The sequence below is a fragment of the Streptomyces sp. 3330 genome, from assembly GCF_031456635.1.
In the GTDB taxonomy this organism is placed as follows: Bacteria; Actinomycetota; Actinomycetes; order Streptomycetales; family Streptomycetaceae; genus Streptomyces.
On the sequence record NZ_JAVDVA010000021.1, the window covers coordinates 42,352 to 62,010 of the forward strand.

Below are 19,659 nucleotides of genomic sequence, written 5' to 3' on the forward strand. Positions count from 1 at the left end.
GAGGCAGTGGCGCGCACGCCACTGCCTCCGTACAGGTCACACCACTTGAGCGGGCGTCAGGCGGACGCGCCGCTTCCGAAGCCGCCGCCGACCTCGGCCGCGTTCAGCTCGTCCACCTTGTCGACGCCGAGCACCGCGCCCGTGCTGCGCTTGCTGCGCCGCAGGTAACGCTCCAGCCAGCTCGCGAAGCTGGTGAGGATGAAGTTCAGCACGATGAACATGATCGCGACGACGATGAAGCTCGGGATCACGTTGGCGTAGTTGGCCGCCAGCGTGCCGCGGGAGTTGAGCAGCTCGGGGAACCCGAGCATCACACCGCCGAGCGCGGTGTCCTTCACGATGACCACCAGCTGGCTGACGATCGCCGGGAGCATCGCGGTGACCGCCTGCGGAAGCAGGATGCTGGTCATCGTCTGCCCCTTGCGCAGGCCGATCGCGTACGCGGCCTCCGTCTGCCCCCTGGGCAGGGAGAGGATGCCGGCCCGGACGACCTCGGCGAGGACCGAGGCGTTGTAGAGCACCAGGCCGGTGACGACGGCGTAGAGGGGCCGGTCCTCGCTGGTGACGTCCGTGGAGCGGGCGTAGAACTCGTTGGCGAACAGCATCAGCAGCAGTACGGGGATCGACCGGAAGAACTCGACCACCGTGCTGGAGACGGCCCGCACCCACCGGTGCTCGGACAGGCGGGCGATACCGAAGACCGCGCCGAGCGGAAGGGCGATCACCATGGAGAGCGCGGCCGCTTTGAGCGTGTTCTCGAGGCCGGGCAGCAGGTACGTCGTCCAGGCCTCGGACTCGGTGAACGGCTTCCACAGCGCGGAGGTGAGCTGGTCCTTGTCGTCCATCTTCTGCCACACCCACCACAGGAGAAGGGCGAGCAGGACGGTGAAGACCACCGAGAAGAGGACGTTGCGCCGCTTGGCGCGAGGGCCGGGAGTGTCGTAGAGGACCGAGCTCATCGCTTCACCGCCAGTCGCTTGCTGAGCCAGCCGAGGAAGAGGCCGGTCGGCAGGGTCAGTACCACGAACCCGAACGCGAAGACCGCGCCGATGAGCAGCGTCTGCGCCTCGTTCTCGATCATCGTCTTCATCAGGTAGGCGGCCTCGGCGACGCCGATGGCGGCTGCCACCGTGGTGTTCTTGGTCAGGGCGATCAGAACGTTCGCGAGCGGGCCGATGACCGAGCGGAAGGCCTGCGGCAGCACGATGAGCGTCAGGGTCTGGGTGAAGCTCAGCCCGATGGCCCGGGCCGCCTCCGCCTGTCCCATGGGCACCGTGTTGATGCCTGAGCGGATCGCCTCGCACACGAAGGCCGCGGTGTAGCCGACCAGACCGAGCACGGCCAGCCGGAAGCCCTGGACCTTGAAGTCCTCGGCGCCCAGGGTCATACCGAAGACGTCGGCCAGGCCGAGCGAGCTGAAGAGGATGATGACCGTCAGGGGGATGTTCCGGACGATGTTGACGTAGGCGGTGGCGAACCCGCGCATCAGCGGGACCGGGCTGACCCGCATGCCGGCCAGCAGGGTGCCCCAGACCAGGGAGCCCACGGCGGAGAGGGCGGTGAGTTTCACCGTCATCCAGAACGCCCCTAGGACGTCGTAACCTTCAAGAAAGTCGAACACGATCTCCCGCGCTTCCGGGTGGGTGGCGTATGTGGAGGGCGGGGCGCGCCGCCGCCGTGATCGCGACGGACGGCGGCGCACCGCGGATACCCCGCTTGCTGAGCTGTGGTTACGAGGCGTTCGGGACGATCACGCCGATCTTCGGGGCGGGCTCGTTCTTGTAACCGGCCGGGCCGAAGTTGGCGTCGACGGCCTTCTGCCAGGAGCCGTCGCTGACCATCTGCTCCAGCGCCTTGTTGATCTTGTCCACGGTCGCGGAGTCGCCCTTCTTGACGCCGACGCCGTAGTTCTCGTTGCTGAGCTTCAGGCCCGCGAGCTTGAACTTGCCCTTGTACTGGTCCTGCGAGGCGAAGCCGGCGAGGATCGAGTCGTCGGTGGTGACCGCGTCGACGGAGCCGTTCTGGAGACCGGCGATGCACTCCGAGTAGGAGCTCACCTCCTTGAGGTTCGCCTTCGGGGCGATCGACTTCTGCACGTTCTGCGCAGAGGTCGAACCCGTCACGGAACACAGGTTCTTGCCGTTGAGGTCGTCGCCCTTGGCGATCTTCGAGTCCGACTTGACCAGCAGGTCCTGGTGGGCGAGCAGGTACGGGCCGGCGAAGTCGACCTTCTGCTTGCGCTCGTCGTTGATCGAGTAGGTGGCGGCGATGAACTTCACGTCGCCGCGCGCGAGGGCGTTCTCGCGGTCGGCGCTTTTGGTCTCGACGAACTCGATCTGGCCCGGCTCGTAGCCGAGCTGCTTGGCGATGTACGTCGCGACGTCCACGTCGAAGCCGGCGAAAGACCCGTCGGGCTTCTTCAGGCCGAGGCCGGGCTGGTCGTACTTGATGCCGACCTTGATCTTGCCGCTGCCGCCGCTGGAGCTGCCGCTGCCGGTGTCGTCCTTGCTGTCGTCGCCACCGCAGGCGGTCGCGGTGAGGGCGAGGACGAGGGCTGCGGCGGAGGCGGCGGTGACCTTGCGAAGCTTCATGGGGAACTTCCTTAGAAGAGTGGTGAAGTACTGCGTGCGGTGCGGGCTTCGTCAGGGGTGCAGATCAGTGGTGCAGGATCTTCGACAGGAAGTCCTTGGCACGGTCGCTGCGCGGATTGCTGAAGAACTGGTCGGGCGCAGCCTCTTCGACGATGCGCCCGTCCGCCATGAACACCACGCGATTTGCAGCCGATCGTGCGAAACCCATCTCGTGGGTGACGACGATCATCGTCATGCCGTCCCGGGCCAGTTGCTGCATGACCTCGAGGACCTCGTTGATCATCTCGGGGTCGAGGGCGGAGGTCGGCTCGTCGAAGAGCATGATCTTCGGGTCCATCGCCAGCGCCCGCGCGATGGCGACGCGCTGCTGCTGACCACCGGAGAGCTGTGCGGGGTACTTGTCGGCCTGGGTGGCCACACCGACCCGGTCGAGGAGGGCGCGCGCCTTCTCCTCGGCCTTCGCCTTGTCGGTCTTGCGGACCTTGATCTGGCCGAGCATCACGTTCTCGAGCACGGTCTTGTGCGCGAACAGGTTGAACGACTGGAACACCATGCCGACGTCGGCGCGGAGCCGGGCCAGCGCCTTGCCCTCCTGGGGCAGCGGCTTCCCATCGATAGTAATGGCGCCCTCGTCGATCGTCTCCAGGCGGTTGATGGTGCGGCACAGGGTCGACTTGCCGGACCCGGAGGGTCCGATGACCACGACGACCTCGCCGCGGTCGATCGTGAGGTCGATGTCCTGGAGAACGTGCAACGCGCCGAAGTGCTTGTTGACGCTCTTCAGGACGACCAGTTCACCGCTCGCGACCGCGTCTTCCTTGGTCACCGATACTTCGGTCATCGCTCTGGTGCTCCGTCCTCCTCGGTTTCGGAGGACAGTAGTGACCTGCCGCGACCAGCGTCATTACATCTGAGGGGAATCTGAGCATCACGATCCGATAGCAATCGGACACGTGTCGTAGCACTTGTGACCTGCGGGCGTATCGGGCGGATAACGGAAGCCGGGCGCAACCGGAACCCTCTTGACGGCGTCCTCGTCCATCAGCGTGACTGCCATGATGCACACACGCGTGTGCCCGTGTTTTCCCGACCGGAGAACCGAACGCCTGTATTAGTGAGTCAGACCGTATGCCCGATAAACCGGAGGAGGCCGGCATGAGACTGCTGCTCGTCGAGGACGACAACCACGTCGCCGCCGCGCTGTCCGCCGTCCTGAAGCGGCACGGTTTCGACGTCACCCACGCGCGCAGCGGCGAGGAGGCCCTCCAGGCCCTCGTCCCGGAGGGCCCCGGCTTCGGGGTCGTCCTGCTCGACCTGGGCCTGCCCGACCAGGACGGCTACGAGGTCTGCGGCAAGATCCGCAAGCGCACCGCCACCCCGGTGATCATGGTGACCGCGCGCTCCGACGTGCGCTCCCGCATCCACGGCCTCAACCTGGGCGCCGACGACTACGTGGTGAAGCCGTACGACACGGGGGAGCTGCTCGCCCGTATCCACGCCGTCAGCCGCCGCACGGTCCCCGAGGACCAGGAGGCGGGCGGCGAGGACGCGCTGCGGCTGGGCCCCGTGCACATCGAACTGCCGACCCGGCGCGTCACCGTGGACGGTTCGGTCGTCCAGCTGACCCGCAAGGAGTTCGACCTGCTGGCGCTGCTCGCCCAGCGTCCCGGCGTGGTCTTCCGCCGGGAACAGATCATCAGCGAGGTGTGGCGCACCAGCTGGGAGGGGACCGGGCGCACCCTGGAGGTGCACGTGGCCTCGCTGCGAGCCAAGCTGCGCATGCCCGCGCTGATCGAGACCGTACGCGGCGTCGGCTACCGGCTCGTCGCCCCGGCCGCTTAGCGGGGACCGCGGTTGCGTACCCGTCTTCTCCCGCTGCTCATCGTGCTGATGGCGGCCGTCCTGCTGGCCCTCGGGGTGCCGCTGGCCGTCAGTGTGGCGGGCGCCCAGCAGCAGAACGTGGTCGTCGACCGCATCGACGACACCGCGCGGTTCGCGGCGCTCGCCCAGTTCGTCACCGCCTCGTCGGGTGTCAACGACTCCGCGTCGGCGACGAACGAGCGACGCGCCACGCTCAGCCGGGAGCTCGACAGCTACTACGACGTCTACGGCATTCGCGCCGGTGTCTTCTACGGCACCGACACCCCCATGGCTCATGCCCCGAGGGACTGGTACCTCCCCGAAACGGGGGAGGTGCGGGAAGCCTTCGAGGAAGCGCTGCTCAGCCGGCGCAGCCACGACCCCCGCCAGGTGTGGCCATGGCAGCGCAACCGGCTCGTCGTGGCGTCACCGGTCATCCGGGACGGAGACGTGGTCGCCGTCGTCGTCACCGACTCGCCCACCGGGCCGATGCGGTCGCGGATCCTGCACGGCTGGCTGGTCGTCGGCGCGGGTGAGATCGCCGCCATGCTGCTGGCCATCGGCGCCGCCCTGCGGCTGACCGGCTGGGTGCTGCGGCCGGTGCGGGTCCTGGACGCCACCACCCACGAGATCGCGAGCGGCCGGCTGAAGTCCCGGGTCGCGGTGGCCGGCGGGCCGCCGGAACTCCGGCGGCTGGCCGGAGCGTTCAACGAGATGGCGGACAACGTCGAGGACGTGCTGGAGCAGCAGCGCGCCTTCGTCGCCGACGCCTCGCACCAGCTGCGCAACCCGCTCGCCGCACTGCTGCTGCGCATCGAACTGCTGGGGTACGCGCTCCCGGAGGGCAACGAGGAGATCGCCTCCGTCCAGAACGAGGGCAAACGACTGGCCCAGGTCCTGGACGACCTGCTCGACCTGGCCCTGGCCGAGCACGCCGAGGCCGACCTGCGGGTCACCGACATCGGCGCGCTGGCCGCCGAGCGGGTGGCCGCCTGGGCGCCCACCGCCGACGCCAAGGGCGTGCGGCTGGTCGGCGACTGCCCGCCCACCACCGCGTGGGCCGACCCGGTGACGCTGTCCAGCGCGCTGGACGCCGTGATCGACAACGCGGTGAAGTTCACCCCGGCGGGAGAGGACGTCACGGTCACGGTCACGGCCGACGGCGAGACCTCCACCGTCGTCGTCACCGACAACGGCCCCGGGCTGACCGACGAGGAACTCACGCGCGTGGGCGACCGCTTCTGGCGCAGCGGCCGCCATCAGAACATCAAGGGCTCGGGGCTCGGCCTGTCCATCTCCCGGGCGCTGCTGGCGGCGGGCGGCGGCTCCCTCTCCTACGACCACCACGAGCCCAGCGGACTGACGGCGACCGTGTCGGTGCCGAGGTCGCCGACGTCGTAGCCGGGGGGCCTACGGCTTGACGGAGCGGTAGTAGCGCCGGGCGCCCTCGTGCAGCTTCAGCGGGTCGGTGTAGATGGCCGTGCGCAGGTCGACCAGCTGCGCGGAGTGCACATGCGCACCGATCCCGTCCCGGCTCTTGATCACGGTCCGGGTGAGCCACTCGGTGAGCCGGGGCGCCGTGTCCGTACGGGTCATCAGCAGGTTGGACACCGCGATCGTCGGCACGGTCGAGCCGTTCTGGATCGTGGGGTACGCCGACTCCGGCATGTTCGTGGCCCGGTAGAAGCCGGTGGAGTCGTCCTGGTCGTGCATCTTGGCCACGAGGTCGGGGCCGATCGGCACGAACCGGAAGGTGAAGGTGTCGGCCAGCTTCTCCAACCCGGCCGTCGGCACCCCGCCGGACCAGAAGAAGGCGTCGATCGTGCCCTTCTTCAGCTGCTCGGGGCCGGTGTCGATGCCCTGCGAGACGGCCTTGATGTCCTGCGCCGGGTCCAGGCCCGCCGCCCGGAGCACCCGCTCGGCGATCAGCCGCACACCCGAGCGGGGCAGCCCGGTCGCCACGGTCCTGCCCCGCAGGTCGGCGACGGACCGGACGTCGGAGTCGCGCGGCACCACGAGCTGGACGTAGTCGTCGTACAGGCGGGCCACCCCGCGCAGCCGGGCGGCCGAGCCGGGGTGCTGCCGCTCGTAGGTCTCCACCGCGTCGGCGGCGGCGATGGTGAAGTCGGCCTCGCCGGTCGCCACGCGCGCGACGTTCTCCTGCGAGCCGTTGCTGGTCGACAGCTTCACGTCCAGGTCGGGCATGTCCCGGGCGAGCTCGGCGCGCAGCCGGCTGCCGTACTCGTAGTAGACGCCGCTCGTCGTGCCCGTGCTGAAGGTGATCGACCCGCTCGGCGGGTCCTCGCCCAGCGGCAGCAGCCACCACAGCAGCAGCCCGAGGACGACGGCACCGGCGGCGGTGCCCAGGAGGGCGCGCCGCCTGCCGATACGGGAGAACAACGGGGACATGGGCGCGATCCTGCCAGCCGGGACGCGGTGCTGGCCAGGGCGGGGCTCACCGGGCCGGTTCCGGACCGGGCTGTCAGTGGCCGTCGTTACAGTCGGTGCATGAGTTCCTCGCCCGCCGAACTGGTCCGTGAGTTCCACCGCGCCTTCGGGCTCGACGCCCGCAGCACGCCGACGGAGGTGTCGCCCCGCCTCGCCGCGCACCGCGGGGAGCTCCTCGCCGAGGAGGCGGCGGAGGTCGCCGAGGTGTCGGTGAGCGGCCCGCTGGACCGCCTGGCGCACGAGCTGGCCGACGTCGTCTACGTCGCCTACGGCACGGCCCTGGTGCACGGGATCGACCTCGACGCGGTGCTCGCCGAGATCCACCGGTCCAACATGACCAAGCTGGGCCCGGACGGCCAGGTCGCCCGTCGGGCCGACGGCAAGGTCCTCAAGGGGGAGCACTACGAGAGACCGGACGTGTCCGCGGTGCTGCGCCGCCAGGGCTGGACCCCCGACGGCGCCGCCTGAAGCCGCCTCGGTCGCGGACCGTCGCCCGGTCGCGGGCCGTCCCTCAGTCGTGGACCGCGGGCTGTGTCGTCCTCGCCTCGGGAAGCTGCCCGGTGGCGCCGTGGCCGTCGTCGTGGGGCGTCCGCCGCCGTGCCCACCAGGCCGCCAGCGGCTCGGTGTAGCGGGCGGTCAGCGGGCCCACCACGACCAGGATCAGGACGTACGCCGTTGCCAGCGGTCCGAGGGAAGGCTCGATCCCGGCGGTCACCGCCAACCCCGCGATGACGATCGAGAACTCGCCGCGCGCCACCAGCGCGCCGCCGGCCCGCCAGCGCCCCTTGACCGAGATCCCGGACCGCCGGGCCGCCCAGTAGCCGGTGGCGATCTTGGTCGCGGCGGTGACGACGGCCAGCGCGAGGGCGGGCAGCAGGACGGGCGGGATGCTCGCCGGGTCGGTGTGCAGCCCGAAGAAGACGAAGAAGACGGCGGCGAACAGGTCGCGCAGCGGGCTCAGCAGGGTGTGCGCGCCCTCGGCGACCTCCCCGGACAGCGCGATGCCCACCAGGAACGCCCCCACCGCCGCCGACACCTGCAGCTGCTGCGCCACACCGGCGACCAGGATCGTGAGCCCCAGCACGACGAGGAGCAGCTTCTCCGGGTCGTCGCTCGACACGAACCGGGAGATGACCCGGCCGTAGCGCACCGCCGCGAACAGCACGAGTCCCGCGACACCGAGCGCGATCGCCAGGGTGACGCTGCCTGCCGCCAGTCCGACCCCGGCCACCAGCGCGGTGACGATGGGCAGGTAGACCGCCATGGCCAGGTCCTCGAGAACCAGGACGCTGAGGATCACCGGGGTCTCCCGGTTGCCCACCCGGCCCAGATCGCCCAGCACCTTGGCGATCACCCCGGACGAGGAGATCCAGGTGACGCCCGCGAGCACCACGGCCGCCACCGGCCCCCAGCCCAGCAGCAGCGCGGCGGCCGCGCCGGGCAGGGCGTTGAGGGCGCAGTCGACGAGACCGGCCGGATAGTGGGCCTTGAGGTTGGAGACCAGATCGCTCGCCGTGTACTCCAGGCCGAGCATCAGCAGCAGCAGGATGACGCCGATCTCGGCGCCGGTGGCGACGAACTCCTCGCTCGCGCCGAGCGGCAGCAGCCCGCCCTCGCCGAAGGCCAGACCGGACAGCAGGTACAGCGGGATCGGCGAGAACCGGAAACGGGCGGCGAACCGGCCGAGCAGGCCGAGGCCGAGGATGATGGAACCGAACTCGATCAGCAGGACCGCGGAGTGCACGCGATCACTCCCGACCGAGTATGGCCGCGGCCGCGTCCACACCTTCGCGGGTGCCGATGACGATGAGGGTGTCGCCGCCCGCGAGACGGAAGTCCGGCGCCGGGGACGGGATCGCCTCGGCCCGCCGCAGCACCGCGACGATGGAGGTGCCGGTCTCCGTGCGCATCCGGGTGTCGCCCAGCAGCCGCCCGTTCCAGCGCGAGGTGGCCGCCACCTCGATGCGCTCGGCGACCAGCCCCAGGTCGGTGGTGTACAGCAGGCTCGCGCTGTGGTGGGACGGCATCAGCGCGTCGATCAGCGAGCCCGCCTCGGCGCCGGTCAGCCGCAGGGACTGGGCGCAGGACTCGGGGTCGTCCGCCTGGTACAGGCCGACCGTCCGCGTGCCGTCGCGGTGGGCCACCACGGACAGGTGGCGCTGCTCCCGCGTCACGAGGTCGTACTGGACTCCGATGCCTGGCAGCGGTGTCGTCCGGAGACGTGGAGCAGACACGTTTCTTCCCCTTGCTGGTCATGTTGTTCGGCCGTTGGTGGTCGCTTTCCGCGACGTATGGGACACGTGCCCGAAGCCGCCATGCTGCCATCCCCCCGTACCGTGACGACATGGGTGTCGTGACGGATGGACAGCGCCGGCGGTGGGCGGAGAGGCTGGTCACGGCAGTGCCATGGAGACCGGGAGGCCGGCGTGACCGGCCCGGAAGCCGGCAGGAGCCGAACGACGAGCGAGGCGCAGGAGACGTCCGAGTCGCAGGAGAGGACCGAGGCGCAAGAGGCGACCGAGACGAGCGGGTGGGCCGAGTCGGCCGAGTCGGCAAGGACGGGCGAGCCGGTGAAGACAGGGGAGCAGGCGGAGACGGGCGAGCCGGTGAAGACGGGCGAGTGGGCCCGGTCGGGCGCATCGGACGAGTGGGACGAGGAGGAGCCGCGCACATGTCACTGTTCTGGCGGATCTTCATGCTCGACGCCGTCGGTCTGATCGTCGCGGCCGCCCTGCTGCTGGGCCCGGTCACCGTCTCCACGCCCATCCTGCCGGGCGAGGTGCTCGTCGTGGTCGCGGGGCTGGCCGCGCTGCTGACCGTCAACGCGGTCGTGCTGCGCGTCGGCCTGGCCCCGCTGGGGCGGCTGGGCCGGGCCATGGCCGACGCCGACCTGCTGCACCCCGGGGCCCGGGCCGTCGTCTCGGGACCGGTCGAGACGGCCGAGCTGATCACGACGTACAACGCCATGCTGGACCGGCTGGAGGCCGAGCGTGCCGCCAGCGCGGCCGGGGCGCTGTCCGCCCAGGAGCGCGAGCGGCACCGCATCGCCCGCGAACTCCACGACGAGGTCGGCCAGACCCTCACCGCCGTGCTGCTCCAGCTCAAGCGGGTCGCCGACCGGGCCCCGCGGGATCTGCGCGCGGAACTGGGCCAGGCGCAGGAGGCCACCCGGGCCGGTCTCGACGAGATCCGCCGTATCGCCCGTCGGCTGCGCCCCGGCGTCCTCGACGAACTCGGACTGCTCAGCGCCCTGCGCTCGCTCGCGAGCGAGTTCACCACCCACGGGCTGACCGTGCGCCACGACCTGCGCGCCGGCCTGCCCCCGCTGACCGAGGAGACGGAACTCGTGCTCTACCGCGTGGCCCAGGAGGCCCTCACCAACACCGCCCGGCACGCCGGCGCCGACCGCGCCGAGCTCGGCCTCCGCCCGGTCGCCGACGGCGTCGAGCTCCTCGTCCGGGACAACGGCCGAGGCCTGGGCGCGGCGGCCGGGGAGGGCGCCGGGATCCGGGGCATGCGGGAGCGGGCCCTGCTGATCGGCGCGACCCTCACCGTGTCGTCGAGGGCGGACGGCGGCGGGACGGACGTACGGCTGCGTGCGGCCGCGGGCACCGGCCGGGCGGCGGACGCGGCGGCCGCCGCGGGAGGCCGCTGATGGCGCCCCGCACGGCACCGGCCGGCTCCGGGGCGGCGCCCTCTCCGACCCGGGTCCTGCTCGCCGACGACCACACCCTCGTACGCCGGGGGGTGCGGCTCATCCTGGACGGCGAGCCCGATCTGACGGTGGTCGCCGAGGCCGGGGACGGCGCCGAGGCGGTCGAACGCGCCCGGGCCGGGGACATCGACCTGGCCGTACTGGACGTGGCCATGCCCCGGATGACCGGTCTCCAGGCGGCCCGTGAACTCTCCCGCCGCCTGCCGGCCCTGCGCATCCTCATCCTGACCATGTACGACAACGAGCAGTACTTCTTCGAGGCGCTCAAGGCCGGAGCGGGCGGGTACGTGCTGAAGTCGGTCGCCGACCGGGACCTGGTCGAGGCGTGCCGGGCCGTGGTGCGGGACGAACCGTTCATCTATCCGGGCGCGGAACGGGCGCTGGTCCGCTCGTACCTGGAGCGGCTGCACCGCGGCGACGGCGTCGACGGGCTGCCCGAGCGGCCCATCACCGAGCGCGAGGAGGAGATCCTCAAGCTCGTCGCGGAGGGGCACACCTCCAGGGAGATCGGCGCGCTCCTGTTCATCAGCGCCAAGACGGTGGAACGGCACCGCGCCAACCTCCTGCAGAAGCTCGGCATGCGCGACCGCCTGGAGCTCACCCGCTACGCGATCCGCGCGGGCCTCATCGATCCCTGACGCCCGGGGACGGCGTACGACGCTGGTGCTGGTGCTGGTGCTGGTGCTGGTGCTGGTGCCGGGGGCCGAGGCAGGCGGGCGTGCTCCTGGGAGCGCCTACCCTTGAGCCATGACCAGCAGCAGCGACCGGAGCCTCGCAGTGGACGTTCACACACCCAAGAGCTACGAGATCCGCACCTATGGGTGCCAGATGAACGTCCACGACTCCGAGCGATTGTCCGGTCTGCTCGAAGAAGCCGGGTATGTGCGCGCCCCCGAGGGGTCCGACGGTGACGCGGACGTCGTCGTCTTCAACACCTGCGCGGTCCGTGAGAACGCCGACAACCGCCTCTACGGCAACCTCGGGCGGCTCGCGCCGAGGAAGGCGAGCCGCCCCGGGATGCAGATCGCGGTCGGCGGCTGCCTCGCCCAGAAGGACCGCGACACCATCGTGAAGAAGGCGCCCTGGGTGGACGTCGTCTTCGGCACGCACAACATCGGCAAGCTCCCCGTCCTGCTGGAACGCGCGCGCGTGCAGGAGGAGGCCCAGGTCGAGATCGCCGAGTCGCTCGAGGCGTTCCCCTCCACCCTGCCGACGCGGCGCGAGAGCGCCTACGCGGCGTGGGTGTCGATCTCCGTCGGCTGCAACAACACCTGCACCTTCTGCATCGTCCCGGCCCTGCGGGGCAAGGAGAAGGACCGCCGCACCGGCGACATCCTCGCCGAGATCGAGGCGCTGGTCGCCGAGGGCGTCTCCGAGATCACCCTGCTCGGCCAGAACGTCAACGCCTACGGCTCCGACATCGGCGACCGCGAGGCCTTCAGCAAGCTGCTGCGGGCGTGCGGCGCGATCGAGGGCCTGGAGCGCGTCCGCTTCACCTCCCCGCACCCGCGCGACTTCACCGACGACGTCATCGCGGCCATGGCCGAGACGCCCAACGTGATGCCGCAGCTGCACATGCCCCTGCAGTCCGGCTCGGACACGGTCCTGAAGGCGATGCGCCGGTCCTACAGGCAGGAGCGCTACCTGGGGATCATCGAGAAGGTGCGGGCCGCCATCCCGCACGCGGCGATCACCACTGACATCATCGTGGGCTTCCCCGGCGAGACCGAGGAGGACTTCGAGCAGACCCTGCACGCGGTCCGCGAGGCCCGTTTCGCGCAGGCGTTCACCTTCCAGTACTCCAAGCGCCCCGGCACCCCGGCCGCGACCATGGAGAACCAGATCCCCAAGGAGGTCGTGCAGGCGCGCTACGAGCGTCTCGTCGCCCTGCAGGAGGAGATCTCCTGGGAGGAGAACAAGAAGCAGGTCGGCCGCACGCTCGAGCTGATGGTGGCCGAGGGCGAGGGCCGCAAGGACGGCGCCACCCACCGCCTCTCCGGCCGTGCCCCCGACAACCGCCTGGTCCACTTCACCAAGCCGGAGCAGGAGGTGCGCCCCGGCGACGTCGTCACCGTCGAGGTGACGTACGCCGCCCCGCACCACCTGCTGGCCGAGGGCCCGGTCCTGGAAGTGCGCCGCACGCGTGCGGGGGACGCCTGGGAGAAGCGCACCGCCGAGAAGGCGGCGAAGCCGGCCGGCGTGCTGCTCGGCCTGCCCAAGATCGGCGTGCCCGCGCCGCTGCCGGTGGCCACGGGCAGCGGCTGCGGCTGCGACTGACCGCCGGCGCGGCGCCCGGCCGGTAGTCCCGTGACCCGCGTGCGGGGTTACGCTGCCGATCATGCTTGTCGCCGCCGCTGTGTGTCCCTGTCCGCCCCTGCTGGTGCCCGAGGTCGCCGCGGGCGCCGCCGCCGAGCTCGACACCGCGCGGGCCGCCTGCTCGGACGCGCTGGCCGTCCTGGCCGCCGCCCGGCCGGACCGGCTCGTGGTCGTCGGGCCGGCCGAGCAGTCCGGGCGTGGCCCGCACCCGGAGGGCGGACGGGGCTCGTTCGCCGGCTTCGGGGTCGATCTCGCCGTACGGCTGGGCCCGGGCGGCGGTGACCCGACGTCCGCACGCGAGCTGCCGCCGTCCCTGGCCGTCGCGGCCTGGCTGCTGGAGCGGGCGGGATGGTCGGCGGCGCCCGTCGAGGGGCTCGGCGTCGGGGAACCGCTCGCGGCCGAGCGCTGCGTGGAGGTCGGCCGGGGCATCGGCGCGTCGGCGGAGCGGGTCGCGCTGCTGGTGATGGGCGACGGCAGCGCCTGCCGGACGCTGAAGGCGCCGGGCTATCTCGACGAGCGCGCGGCACCGTTCGACGCCGAGGTCGCACGGGCGGTCGGCACGGCGGACCTCGCGGCACTCAAGGCGCTGGACGCCGAGTTGGCGTACGAGCTCAAGGCCTCGGGCCGCGCGCCCTGGCAGGTGCTGGCGGGCGCGGCCGAGGACGCGGGCCTGACGGGCGAGCTGCTCTACGAGGACGCCCCCTACGGGGTCGGATACGTGGTGGCGACCTGGTCGTAGGCGGCCCTGCGGGGATGTCGTCCCGCGGATCCGGACGGCGCATCCGGACGGCGGAATCGTCCGGATCCCGGTGAGTGGCGCGGGCCGACGCGACGCGCGGGCCCCGGTGATACGGCGGACGGCCGCGCGCGTTTCCGCTGCGGGGCCGTCCGCCGATCTACGGGCCCGCGTGAGGTGCCGGTCAGGAGGCCGGCGGGGGAGTCTTCGGCGGGGTGAAGGTGTCGCCGCCCCCGGCGGGCTGGTCCTTGTGCGCGAGCCGGTCCACGGCGCCCTTGGCCTTGCCGGTGCCCGAGTGGATCCGGTCGCTGTACTTGCCCTTGGTCTTCTCGTCGACGACCTTCGCGGCCTTGTCGAGACCGTGCTGCACCTTGTCCCCGTGCTGGTGCGCGAGGCCCGAGACCTTGTCCTTGGCCGGGGAGAGTCTGGCCTTCAAGTTGTGCAAGAGACCCATGGGGCACCTTCCTCGCGGGTTCCGTTACGCGCGGGCGCCTTCGCCCGCTTCGCTGTCGGCCGCCTCTTCGGCGGACTGCTGCCGGGGAATCTCGACCCCGTCGGCGGCGATGGCGGCAACCGGTTCCGCCGTCGCCTCCGTCTCTGTCTCCGGTCCGGCGGCGTCCGCGGCGTCCCCGTCCTCGGCCGGCTCAGATGCCGCCGACGTCGGCTCGCCCGTCTGCTCGGCCTCGACGCCGTCCACCCGCGGACCGGTCGCCGCGCCGGCCGTCTCCGCCGTCGCCTCCTCCGTCGCCTCCTCCGTCGCCTTCGGCCTCCGAAGAATTCGCGCCAATACGCCCATTTCCACTCCATACGGTACTCGTGCGGGCGAAATCCCGCGTCGGCCGGTGCGTCCGTTCGCGTCACCGGGTCACCGCCCCCGCGAAGGGTGACGGGAATCTCGCAACGGGCAACGACGGCGGACGGGCCCCGTCACGCAACTCGTTCGAGGGCGGTGCCCGGGGTTTGCGAGACTGGTGCAGTGAGCAGCGCACCCCCCGCCCCCCGCGTCATCGCCGTCGTCGGACCGACCGCAGCCGGAAAGTCCGATCTGGGCGTTTTTCTGGCCCAGCGGCTCGGCGGCGAGGTCGTCAACGCCGACTCCATGCAGCTCTACCGAGGGATGGACATCGGCACCGCCAAACTGACGCTCGAGGAGCGCGGCGGCGTCCCGCACCACCTCCTGGACGTCTGGGACGTGACGGAAACCGCCTCAGTCGCCGAGTACCAGCGGCTGGCGCGCGAGCGGATCGACGCCCTGCTGGCCGAGGGGCGCTGGCCGGTCCTCGTCGGCGGCTCCGGGCTGTACGTCCGAGGCGCCGTCGACAACCTGGAGTTCCCCGGCACCGACCCCGAGGTCCGGGCCCGGCTGGAGGAGGAGCTCACACTGCGCGGCTCGGGCGCGCTGCACGCCCGGCTGGCCGCCGCCGACCCGGAGGCCGCGCAGGCGATCCTGCCGGGCAACGGCCGCCGTATCGTCCGGGCCCTGGAGGTGATCGAGATCACCGGCAAGCCCTTCACGGCCAACCTGCCCGGTCACGACTCGGTCTACGACACCGTCCAGATCGGGGTCGACGTGGCACGCCCCGAACTCGACGAGCGCATCGCCCGCCGCGTCGACCGGATGTGGGACGCGGGGCTGGTGGAGGAGGTCCGCGCGCTGGAGGCGCGGGGCCTGCGTACGGGGCGCACGGCGTCGCGCGCGCTCGGCTACCAGCAGGTCCTCACCGCCCTGGCCGGCGGGTGCACGCAGGACGAGGCGCGCGCCGAGACGGTCCGTGCCACCAAGCGCTTCGCGCGCCGTCAGGATTCGTGGTTCAGGCGCGATCCGCGGGTGCACTGGTTGAGTGGGGCCGCGGCTGACCTCACAGAACTTCCGGAGCTCGCGTTGGCGTTGGTGGAGCGACCGGTCACAGCCTGATCACGTCATGGCATCGGGACGCCCAGGCCGTCATCCGGGCCTCCGGCGCCGTGCCATCATCGAGCTTCGATCGACCAAGTGGAGTCCGAGTTGGGAGGGCGCGTGGCGATGGAGGCCGGCCCTCGCGACACCGCAAAAGGCACCGAGCACCTCACCACCGAGCGTGGTGAACCGGAGCCCGAGGAAGGCCGTCTGAGCCCCGACGGGCCGGACGAGGACGACACCCGGGACGGTGTGAGCGACGACGGTCCCGAACCCGAGGAGATGTTCACGGGCGGGCCCGAGGTCGAGGTCGAACTGCGCCCGCAGCGTCGGCTCCGGATCTGGCAGCTCGCGCCCATCGTGACGCTGGCCGCGGTCGGCTCCCTCATGTTCGCCTTCCCGCTCGCCTTCGACTTCGGCGACAGCGGCGCCATGATCGCCATGCTCGGGCTGCTGATCTGCTCCTGTGCCGCGGGCTGGGGAATGACGGCCGCGCGCCGCGTGGGTCACACGTGGCCCGGGCTGCCCGCGCGCGGTTCCGGGCGGCGTCCCGACTGGCGGGTCGTCCTCGCGTACGTCGTGCTGGTCGCCGCGGTGGTGGCGCTGGCCGTCGGGCGGGTCGCCCGGCTGCGCTGAGCTCCACGCGCGCGTGCCGCCGGCGCGGCCGCCCGGGGACGGGGTGTCCCCGCCAGCCCGTACGATCGAGGAATGAGCACGCGGATCGCCTTCCTCAAGGGGCACGGCACCGAGAACGACTTCGTGATCGTCCCGGACCCCGAGAACGCCGTCGACCTCCCCCCGGCAGCCGTCGCCGCCCTGTGCGACCGCCGCGCGGGCATCGGGGGTGACGGGCTGCTGCACGTCGTGCGGTCCGCCGCGCACCCCGAGGCGAAGGACATGGCGGCCGAGGCGGAGTGGTTCATGGACTACCGCAACGGCGACGGCTCCATCGCGGAGATGTGCGGCAACGGCGTCCGGGTGTTCGCGCGCTACCTCCAGCACGCCGGGCTCGTCACCGAGGGCGATCTCGCGGTCGCCACGCGCGCGGGTGTGAAGCGCGCGCACCTCGACAAGGAGGGCGACGTCACCGTCGGCATGGGCCGGGCCCGCCTCCCCGAGGGGGACGTCACGGTGAGCGTCGGCGAGCGCAGCTGGCCCGCGCGCAACGTGAACATGGGCAACCCGCACGCCGTCGCCTTCGTGGCGGACCTCGCGCACGCGGGCGACCTGCTGGCCCCACCGCCGTTCAGCCCCGCCTCGGCCTACCCGGACGGGGTCAACGTCGAGTTCGTCGTGGACCGCGGTCCGCGGCACGTCGCCCTGCGCGTGCACGAGCGCGGGGCCGGCGAGACCCGCTCGTGCGGCACGGGCGCGTGCGCCGTCGCCGTGGCGGCCGCGAGGCGGGACGGCGCCGACCCGGCGGCCACCGGCGTGCCCGCGACGTACATCGTCGACGTCCCCGGTGGACGTCTGGTGATCACCGAGCGGCCCGACGGCGAGATCGAGATGACCGGGCCCGCAGTGATCGTCGCCACAGGCGAGATCGATCCGGCGTGGCTGGAATCAGTCGCCCGCTGATTCCGTCGCGGTTTGGCATCGGAGGCGGGAGCGGCCCGTGAGCCCGGAGGGCCGCCTCCGGGTGCCCGGCCGTGGCCTCGAATCCACGATCGAGATCAGGCCGGGTGGCGCAAAACCATAAACCTCGGGGCCTTCGCTCGAATGGGTGATCCGTTTCACGCTCGGCGAGAGGCGGTCGGTCGCACGTGATGGGCTCGGTAGCATCAAGCACCGGCCCGGACGGGGGACCGTTCGCCAGTCCCCTGAGCCGTGTCCGCCCTGGGACACCCCGTCCGCCGGTCCACGCAGCCGGAGGTGCCCATGAGTGCGGAGGCCACGAATCCCGCGACCCCAGGCCCGGTAGTGCCTTCAGCGCCCCGCAGGCGCAGTCGCCCCCGGATCGACCTGCGTCGCCTCGGCCGGGCCGCGCTGCTCGGCCCGGCCTCCCGCGGCCGGCTGCCCGACGCGATCGGCCACGTGGTCGAGGCCCATCGCGCCCACCACCCCGACGCCGACCTGGAACCGCTGCACCGCGCCTACGTGCTCGCCGAGTCCTCGCACCGCGGCCAGATGCGCAAGAGCGGCGAGCCCTACATCACCCACCCGCTCGCCGTGACCCTGATCCTCGCCGAACTCGGCGCGGAGACCACCGCCCTGACCGCGTCGCTGCTCCACGACACCGTCGAGGACACCGATGTGACGCTCGATCAGGTCGGCGAGCAGTTCGGCGCCGAGGTGCGCTATCTCGTCGACGGCGTCACGAAGCTGGAGAAGGTCGACTACGGCGCCGCCGCCGAGCCCGAGACCTTCCGCAAGATGCTCGTCGCCACCGGCAACGACGTCCGCGTGATGTCGATCAAACTCGCCGACCGGCTGCACAACATGCGCACCCTCGGCGTGATGCGCCCCGAGAAGCAGGAACGCATCGCCAAGGTCACCCGTGACGTCCTCATCCCGCTCGCCGAGCGGCTCGGGGTCCAGGCCCTCAAGACCGAGCTGGAAGATCTCGTCTTCGCGATCCTGCATCCCGAGGAGTACCGGCACACCCGCGAGCTGATCGTCGAGAACGCCTCCCGCGCGGACGACCCCCTCGCGGAGTTCGCCGAGGCGATGCGCACGGTCCTGCGCGACGCCGACATCCAGGCCGAAGTCCTCATCCGGCCACGGCACTTCGTCTCCGTGCACCGCGCGTCCCGCAAGCGCGGCCGCATGCGCGGCGCCGACTTCGGCCGGCTGCTGGTGCTGGTGAACGAGGACGCCGACTGCTACGCCGTCCTGGGTGAACTGCACACCTGTATGACGCCGGTGGTCTCGGAGTTCAAGGACTTCATCGCGGTTCCCAAGTTCAACCTCTACCAGTCGCTGCACACCGCCGTCGCCCGCGAGGACGGCCAGGTCGCCGAAGTCCTCATCCGCACCCACCAGATGCACAAGGTCGCCGAGGCCGGCGTCATCGCCCTCGGCAACCCGTACACGGCTCCCGCCGAGGAGCAGAGCCGGGGGAAGGTCCCGGCCGACGAGGAACGCGTCGACCCGACCAGGCCCGGCTGGCTCTCCCGCCTCCTGGACTGGCAGGAGGCCGCGCCCGACCCCGACACCTTCTGGTCCACCCTGCGCGAGGACCTCGCCCAGGACCGCGAGATCACCGTCTTCCGCCCCGACGGCGGCACGCTCGGCCTGCCCGAGGGAGCCACCTGCGTCGACGCCGCCTACGCGCAGTACGGCGAGGACGCCCACGCCTGCATCGGCGCCCGGGTGAACGGCCGCCTGGCGACCCTCAGCACCGTGCTGCGGGACGGCGACACCGTCCAGCTCCTCATGGGCCAGGACCCCGCCTCGGAGCCCTCCAGGGAGTGGCTGGAGCACGCCCACACCCCCGCCGCCCGCATCGCCATCCAGCGGTGGCTGGCGACGCACCCGGCCCCGGCCGAGCCCGAGGGAGCGGAGACGGCGGCCGACCCCGGGGCCGCGAAGGCCGCCGAGGCGACCGCCCGGTCCGCGGCCGACCCGGCCGCGCCGGACGCCCCCGTCTCGCGGCCCGGCGCCGCGATCACCGTCGTCGGGCGGCCCGGCGCGAGCGTACGGCTCGCCGGATGCTGCACGCCCGTGCCCTTCGACGAGGTCACCGGCTTCGCCGTGCGCGGGGGAGTGGTGACCGTGCACCGTGCCGAGTGCTCCGCCGTGGCGCGGATGGCCGGCGCGGGGCGCGAGGAGGTCGAGGTGCACTGGAGCGACACCAGCGGTTGCCGGGTCACCCTGGTCGCCGAATCGTTCGGCCGCCCCCATCTGCTCGCCGACCTCACCGAGGCGATGGCGCTGGAGGGCGCCGAGATCGTCTCCGCGACCGTCGAACCCCCGAGCCAGCAGCGGGTGCGCCACACGTACACGGTGCAACTCCCGGACGCCGGCCACCTGCCCACCCTCATGCGCGCCATGCGGAACGTGCCCGGCGTCTACGACGTGGGCCGCGCGCAGCACCACGCGCCCGCCTCCCCGGAAGAGGCGTAGACCCCGGAAGAGGCGCAACCGTCTCCCCACG

20 protein-coding genes are annotated in these 19,659 nt (G+C 71.8%); 11 read left to right on the top strand and 9 right to left on the bottom strand.

The annotated features are described in order from the left end of the window. Positions 1 to 56: 56 nt before the first annotated feature. The 4 genes from J2X68_RS29635 to J2X68_RS29650 form a co-directional block, all read right to left on the bottom strand. Positions 57 to 959: an amino acid ABC transporter permease gene (locus tag J2X68_RS29635; protein ID WP_310435665.1), complete on the bottom strand. Its 903-nt coding sequence runs from the start codon at positions 957 to 959 to the stop codon at positions 57 to 59. Further along, positions 956 to 1,621: an amino acid ABC transporter permease gene (locus tag J2X68_RS29640; RefSeq protein ID WP_310435666.1), complete on the bottom strand. Its 666-nt coding sequence runs from the start codon at positions 1,619 to 1,621 to the stop codon at positions 956 to 958. The genes J2X68_RS29635 and J2X68_RS29640 overlap by 4 nt, the downstream gene beginning before the upstream one ends. A 109-nt stretch (positions 1,622 to 1,730) precedes the next feature. Continuing rightward, positions 1,731 to 2,591: a glutamate ABC transporter substrate-binding protein gene (locus J2X68_RS29645; RefSeq protein ID WP_310435667.1), complete on the bottom strand. Its 861-nt coding sequence runs from the start codon at positions 2,589 to 2,591 to the stop codon at positions 1,731 to 1,733. A gap of 64 nt (positions 2,592 to 2,655) precedes the next feature. After that, on the bottom strand, positions 2,656 to 3,432 hold the full coding sequence (locus J2X68_RS29650) for an amino acid ABC transporter ATP-binding protein (RefSeq protein ID WP_310435668.1): 777 nt from the start codon (positions 3,430 to 3,432) through the stop codon (positions 2,656 to 2,658). A gap of 314 nt (positions 3,433 to 3,746) precedes the next feature. Between J2X68_RS29650 and J2X68_RS29655 the strand changes: the two genes are divergently transcribed. After that, on the top strand, positions 3,747 to 4,433 hold the full coding sequence (locus J2X68_RS29655; protein ID WP_310435669.1) for a response regulator transcription factor: 687 nt from the start codon (positions 3,747 to 3,749) through the stop codon (positions 4,431 to 4,433). A 12-nt stretch (positions 4,434 to 4,445) separates the two neighbouring features. Next, positions 4,446 to 5,852 carry a HAMP domain-containing sensor histidine kinase gene (locus J2X68_RS29660; protein WP_310435670.1) on the top strand — a complete coding sequence of 469 codons (1,407 nt, stop codon included), beginning with the start codon at positions 4,446 to 4,448 and terminating at the stop codon, positions 5,850 to 5,852. A gap of 9 nt (positions 5,853 to 5,861) precedes the next feature. Here the strand turns inward: J2X68_RS29660 and J2X68_RS29665 are convergent, their stop codons facing one another. Next, positions 5,862 to 6,860, bottom strand: coding sequence for a TAXI family TRAP transporter solute-binding subunit (locus J2X68_RS29665; protein WP_310435671.1), 999 nt, complete (start codon positions 6,858 to 6,860; stop codon positions 5,862 to 5,864). A 99-nt stretch (positions 6,861 to 6,959) separates the two neighbouring features. Between J2X68_RS29665 and J2X68_RS29670 the strand changes: the two genes are divergently transcribed. Further along, the gene (locus tag J2X68_RS29670) at positions 6,960 to 7,367 is read left to right on the top strand and encodes a MazG nucleotide pyrophosphohydrolase domain-containing protein (protein ID WP_310435672.1); all 408 of its coding nucleotides are present in this window, start codon (positions 6,960 to 6,962) and stop codon (positions 7,365 to 7,367) included. A gap of 43 nt (positions 7,368 to 7,410) precedes the next feature. On the opposite strand, the gene J2X68_RS29675 is transcribed toward J2X68_RS29670, so the two are convergent. Beyond that, positions 7,411 to 8,643, bottom strand: coding sequence for a cation:proton antiporter (locus J2X68_RS29675; protein WP_310435673.1), 1,233 nt, complete (start codon positions 8,641 to 8,643; stop codon positions 7,411 to 7,413). A 4-nt stretch (positions 8,644 to 8,647) separates the two neighbouring features. After that, positions 8,648 to 9,133, bottom strand: coding sequence for a TrkA C-terminal domain-containing protein (locus J2X68_RS29680; RefSeq protein ID WP_310435674.1), 486 nt, complete (start codon positions 9,131 to 9,133; stop codon positions 8,648 to 8,650). Between the two features lie 437 nt (positions 9,134 to 9,570). Here J2X68_RS29680 and J2X68_RS29685 point away from each other — a divergent pair, with 437 nt between their 5' ends. The 4 genes from J2X68_RS29685 (at position 9,571) to J2X68_RS29700 (ending at position 13,669) form a co-directional block, all read left to right on the top strand. Continuing rightward, entirely contained in the window at positions 9,571 to 10,554 is a 984-nt protein-coding gene (locus tag J2X68_RS29685; RefSeq protein WP_310435675.1) for a sensor histidine kinase, read from the top strand. After that, positions 10,554 to 11,252, top strand: a complete 699-nt coding sequence (locus J2X68_RS29690; protein ID WP_310435676.1) for a response regulator transcription factor — start codon at positions 10,554 to 10,556, stop codon at positions 11,250 to 11,252. Before J2X68_RS29685 ends, J2X68_RS29690 begins: the two co-directional genes overlap by 1 nt. Before the next feature lie 109 nt (positions 11,253 to 11,361). After that, positions 11,362 to 12,891 carry a tRNA (N6-isopentenyl adenosine(37)-C2)-methylthiotransferase MiaB gene (gene miaB / locus J2X68_RS29695; RefSeq protein ID WP_310435677.1) on the top strand — a complete coding sequence of 510 codons (1,530 nt, stop codon included), beginning with the start codon at positions 11,362 to 11,364 and terminating at the stop codon, positions 12,889 to 12,891. Positions 12,892 to 12,952: 61 nt separating this feature from the next. Continuing rightward, positions 12,953 to 13,669, top strand: coding sequence for a class III extradiol dioxygenase subunit B-like domain-containing protein (locus J2X68_RS29700; RefSeq protein WP_310435678.1), 717 nt, complete (start codon positions 12,953 to 12,955; stop codon positions 13,667 to 13,669). 181 nt (positions 13,670 to 13,850) lie between these two features. Here J2X68_RS29700 and J2X68_RS29705 read toward each other — a convergent pair whose 3' ends face one another. Both J2X68_RS29705 and J2X68_RS29710 read right to left on the bottom strand, forming a co-directional pair. Beyond that, positions 13,851 to 14,120 (bottom strand): antitoxin, encoded by a 270-nt coding sequence (locus J2X68_RS29705; protein ID WP_310435679.1) that lies wholly within the window; start codon positions 14,118 to 14,120, stop codon positions 13,851 to 13,853. A gap of 24 nt (positions 14,121 to 14,144) precedes the next feature. Further along, positions 14,145 to 14,462, bottom strand: coding sequence for a hypothetical protein (locus J2X68_RS29710; RefSeq protein WP_310435680.1), 318 nt, complete (start codon positions 14,460 to 14,462; stop codon positions 14,145 to 14,147). 180 nt (positions 14,463 to 14,642) lie between these two features. On the opposite strand from J2X68_RS29710, the gene miaA reads away from it, so the two are divergent. The 4 genes from miaA (at position 14,643) to J2X68_RS29730 (ending at position 19,628) form a co-directional block, all read left to right on the top strand. After that, positions 14,643 to 15,581 carry a tRNA (adenosine(37)-N6)-dimethylallyltransferase MiaA gene (gene miaA / locus J2X68_RS29715; protein ID WP_310435681.1) on the top strand — a complete coding sequence of 313 codons (939 nt, stop codon included), beginning with the start codon at positions 14,643 to 14,645 and terminating at the stop codon, positions 15,579 to 15,581. A 108-nt stretch (positions 15,582 to 15,689) separates the two neighbouring features. After that, positions 15,690 to 16,199, top strand: a complete 510-nt coding sequence (locus J2X68_RS29720; protein WP_310435755.1) for a hypothetical protein — start codon at positions 15,690 to 15,692, stop codon at positions 16,197 to 16,199. 72 nt (positions 16,200 to 16,271) lie between these two features. Continuing rightward, on the top strand, positions 16,272 to 17,141 hold the full coding sequence (gene dapF, locus J2X68_RS29725; RefSeq protein WP_310435682.1) for a diaminopimelate epimerase: 870 nt from the start codon (positions 16,272 to 16,274) through the stop codon (positions 17,139 to 17,141). Positions 17,142 to 17,441: 300 nt separating this feature from the next. Next, complete coding sequence (locus J2X68_RS29730) at positions 17,442 to 19,628, top strand: HD domain-containing protein (protein WP_310435683.1); 2,187 nt, start codon at positions 17,442 to 17,444, stop codon at positions 19,626 to 19,628. Positions 19,629 to 19,659: the final 31 nt, after the last annotated feature.

What these genes read in the sequence shown, in the direction of transcription:
- J2X68_RS29635 (WP_310435665.1), bottom strand. Translation starts at nt 959, where the DNA reads ATGAGCTCGGTCCTCTACGACACTCCCGGCCCTCGCGCCAAGCGGCGC.
- J2X68_RS29645 (WP_310435667.1), bottom strand. Translation starts at nt 2,591, where the DNA reads ATGAAGCTTCGCAAGGTCACCGCCGCCTCCGCCGCAGCCCTCGTCCTC.
- J2X68_RS29650 (WP_310435668.1), bottom strand. Translation starts at nt 3,432, where the DNA reads ATGACCGAAGTATCGGTGACCAAGGAAGACGCGGTCGCGAGCGGTGAA.
- J2X68_RS29655 (WP_310435669.1), top strand. Translation starts at nt 3,747, where the DNA reads ATGAGACTGCTGCTCGTCGAGGACGACAACCACGTCGCCGCCGCGCTG.
- J2X68_RS29665 (WP_310435671.1), bottom strand. Translation starts at nt 6,860, where the DNA reads ATGTCCCCGTTGTTCTCCCGTATCGGCAGGCGGCGCGCCCTCCTGGGC.
- J2X68_RS29670 (WP_310435672.1), top strand. Translation starts at nt 6,960, where the DNA reads ATGAGTTCCTCGCCCGCCGAACTGGTCCGTGAGTTCCACCGCGCCTTC.
- J2X68_RS29685 (WP_310435675.1), top strand. Translation starts at nt 9,571, where the DNA reads ATGTCACTGTTCTGGCGGATCTTCATGCTCGACGCCGTCGGTCTGATC.
- J2X68_RS29690 (WP_310435676.1), top strand. Translation starts at nt 10,554, where the DNA reads ATGGCGCCCCGCACGGCACCGGCCGGCTCCGGGGCGGCGCCCTCTCCG.
- miaB (WP_310435677.1), top strand. Translation starts at nt 11,362, where the DNA reads ATGACCAGCAGCAGCGACCGGAGCCTCGCAGTGGACGTTCACACACCC.
- J2X68_RS29700 (WP_310435678.1), top strand. Translation starts at nt 12,953, where the DNA reads ATGCTTGTCGCCGCCGCTGTGTGTCCCTGTCCGCCCCTGCTGGTGCCC.
- J2X68_RS29705 (WP_310435679.1), bottom strand. Translation starts at nt 14,120, where the DNA reads ATGGGTCTCTTGCACAACTTGAAGGCCAGACTCTCCCCGGCCAAGGAC.
- J2X68_RS29710 (WP_310435680.1), bottom strand. Translation starts at nt 14,462, where the DNA reads ATGGGCGTATTGGCGCGAATTCTTCGGAGGCCGAAGGCGACGGAGGAG.
- J2X68_RS29720 (WP_310435755.1), top strand. Translation starts at nt 15,690, where the DNA reads ATGGAGGCCGGCCCTCGCGACACCGCAAAAGGCACCGAGCACCTCACC.
- dapF (WP_310435682.1), top strand. Translation starts at nt 16,272, where the DNA reads ATGAGCACGCGGATCGCCTTCCTCAAGGGGCACGGCACCGAGAACGAC.
- J2X68_RS29730 (WP_310435683.1), top strand. Translation starts at nt 17,442, where the DNA reads ATGAGTGCGGAGGCCACGAATCCCGCGACCCCAGGCCCGGTAGTGCCT.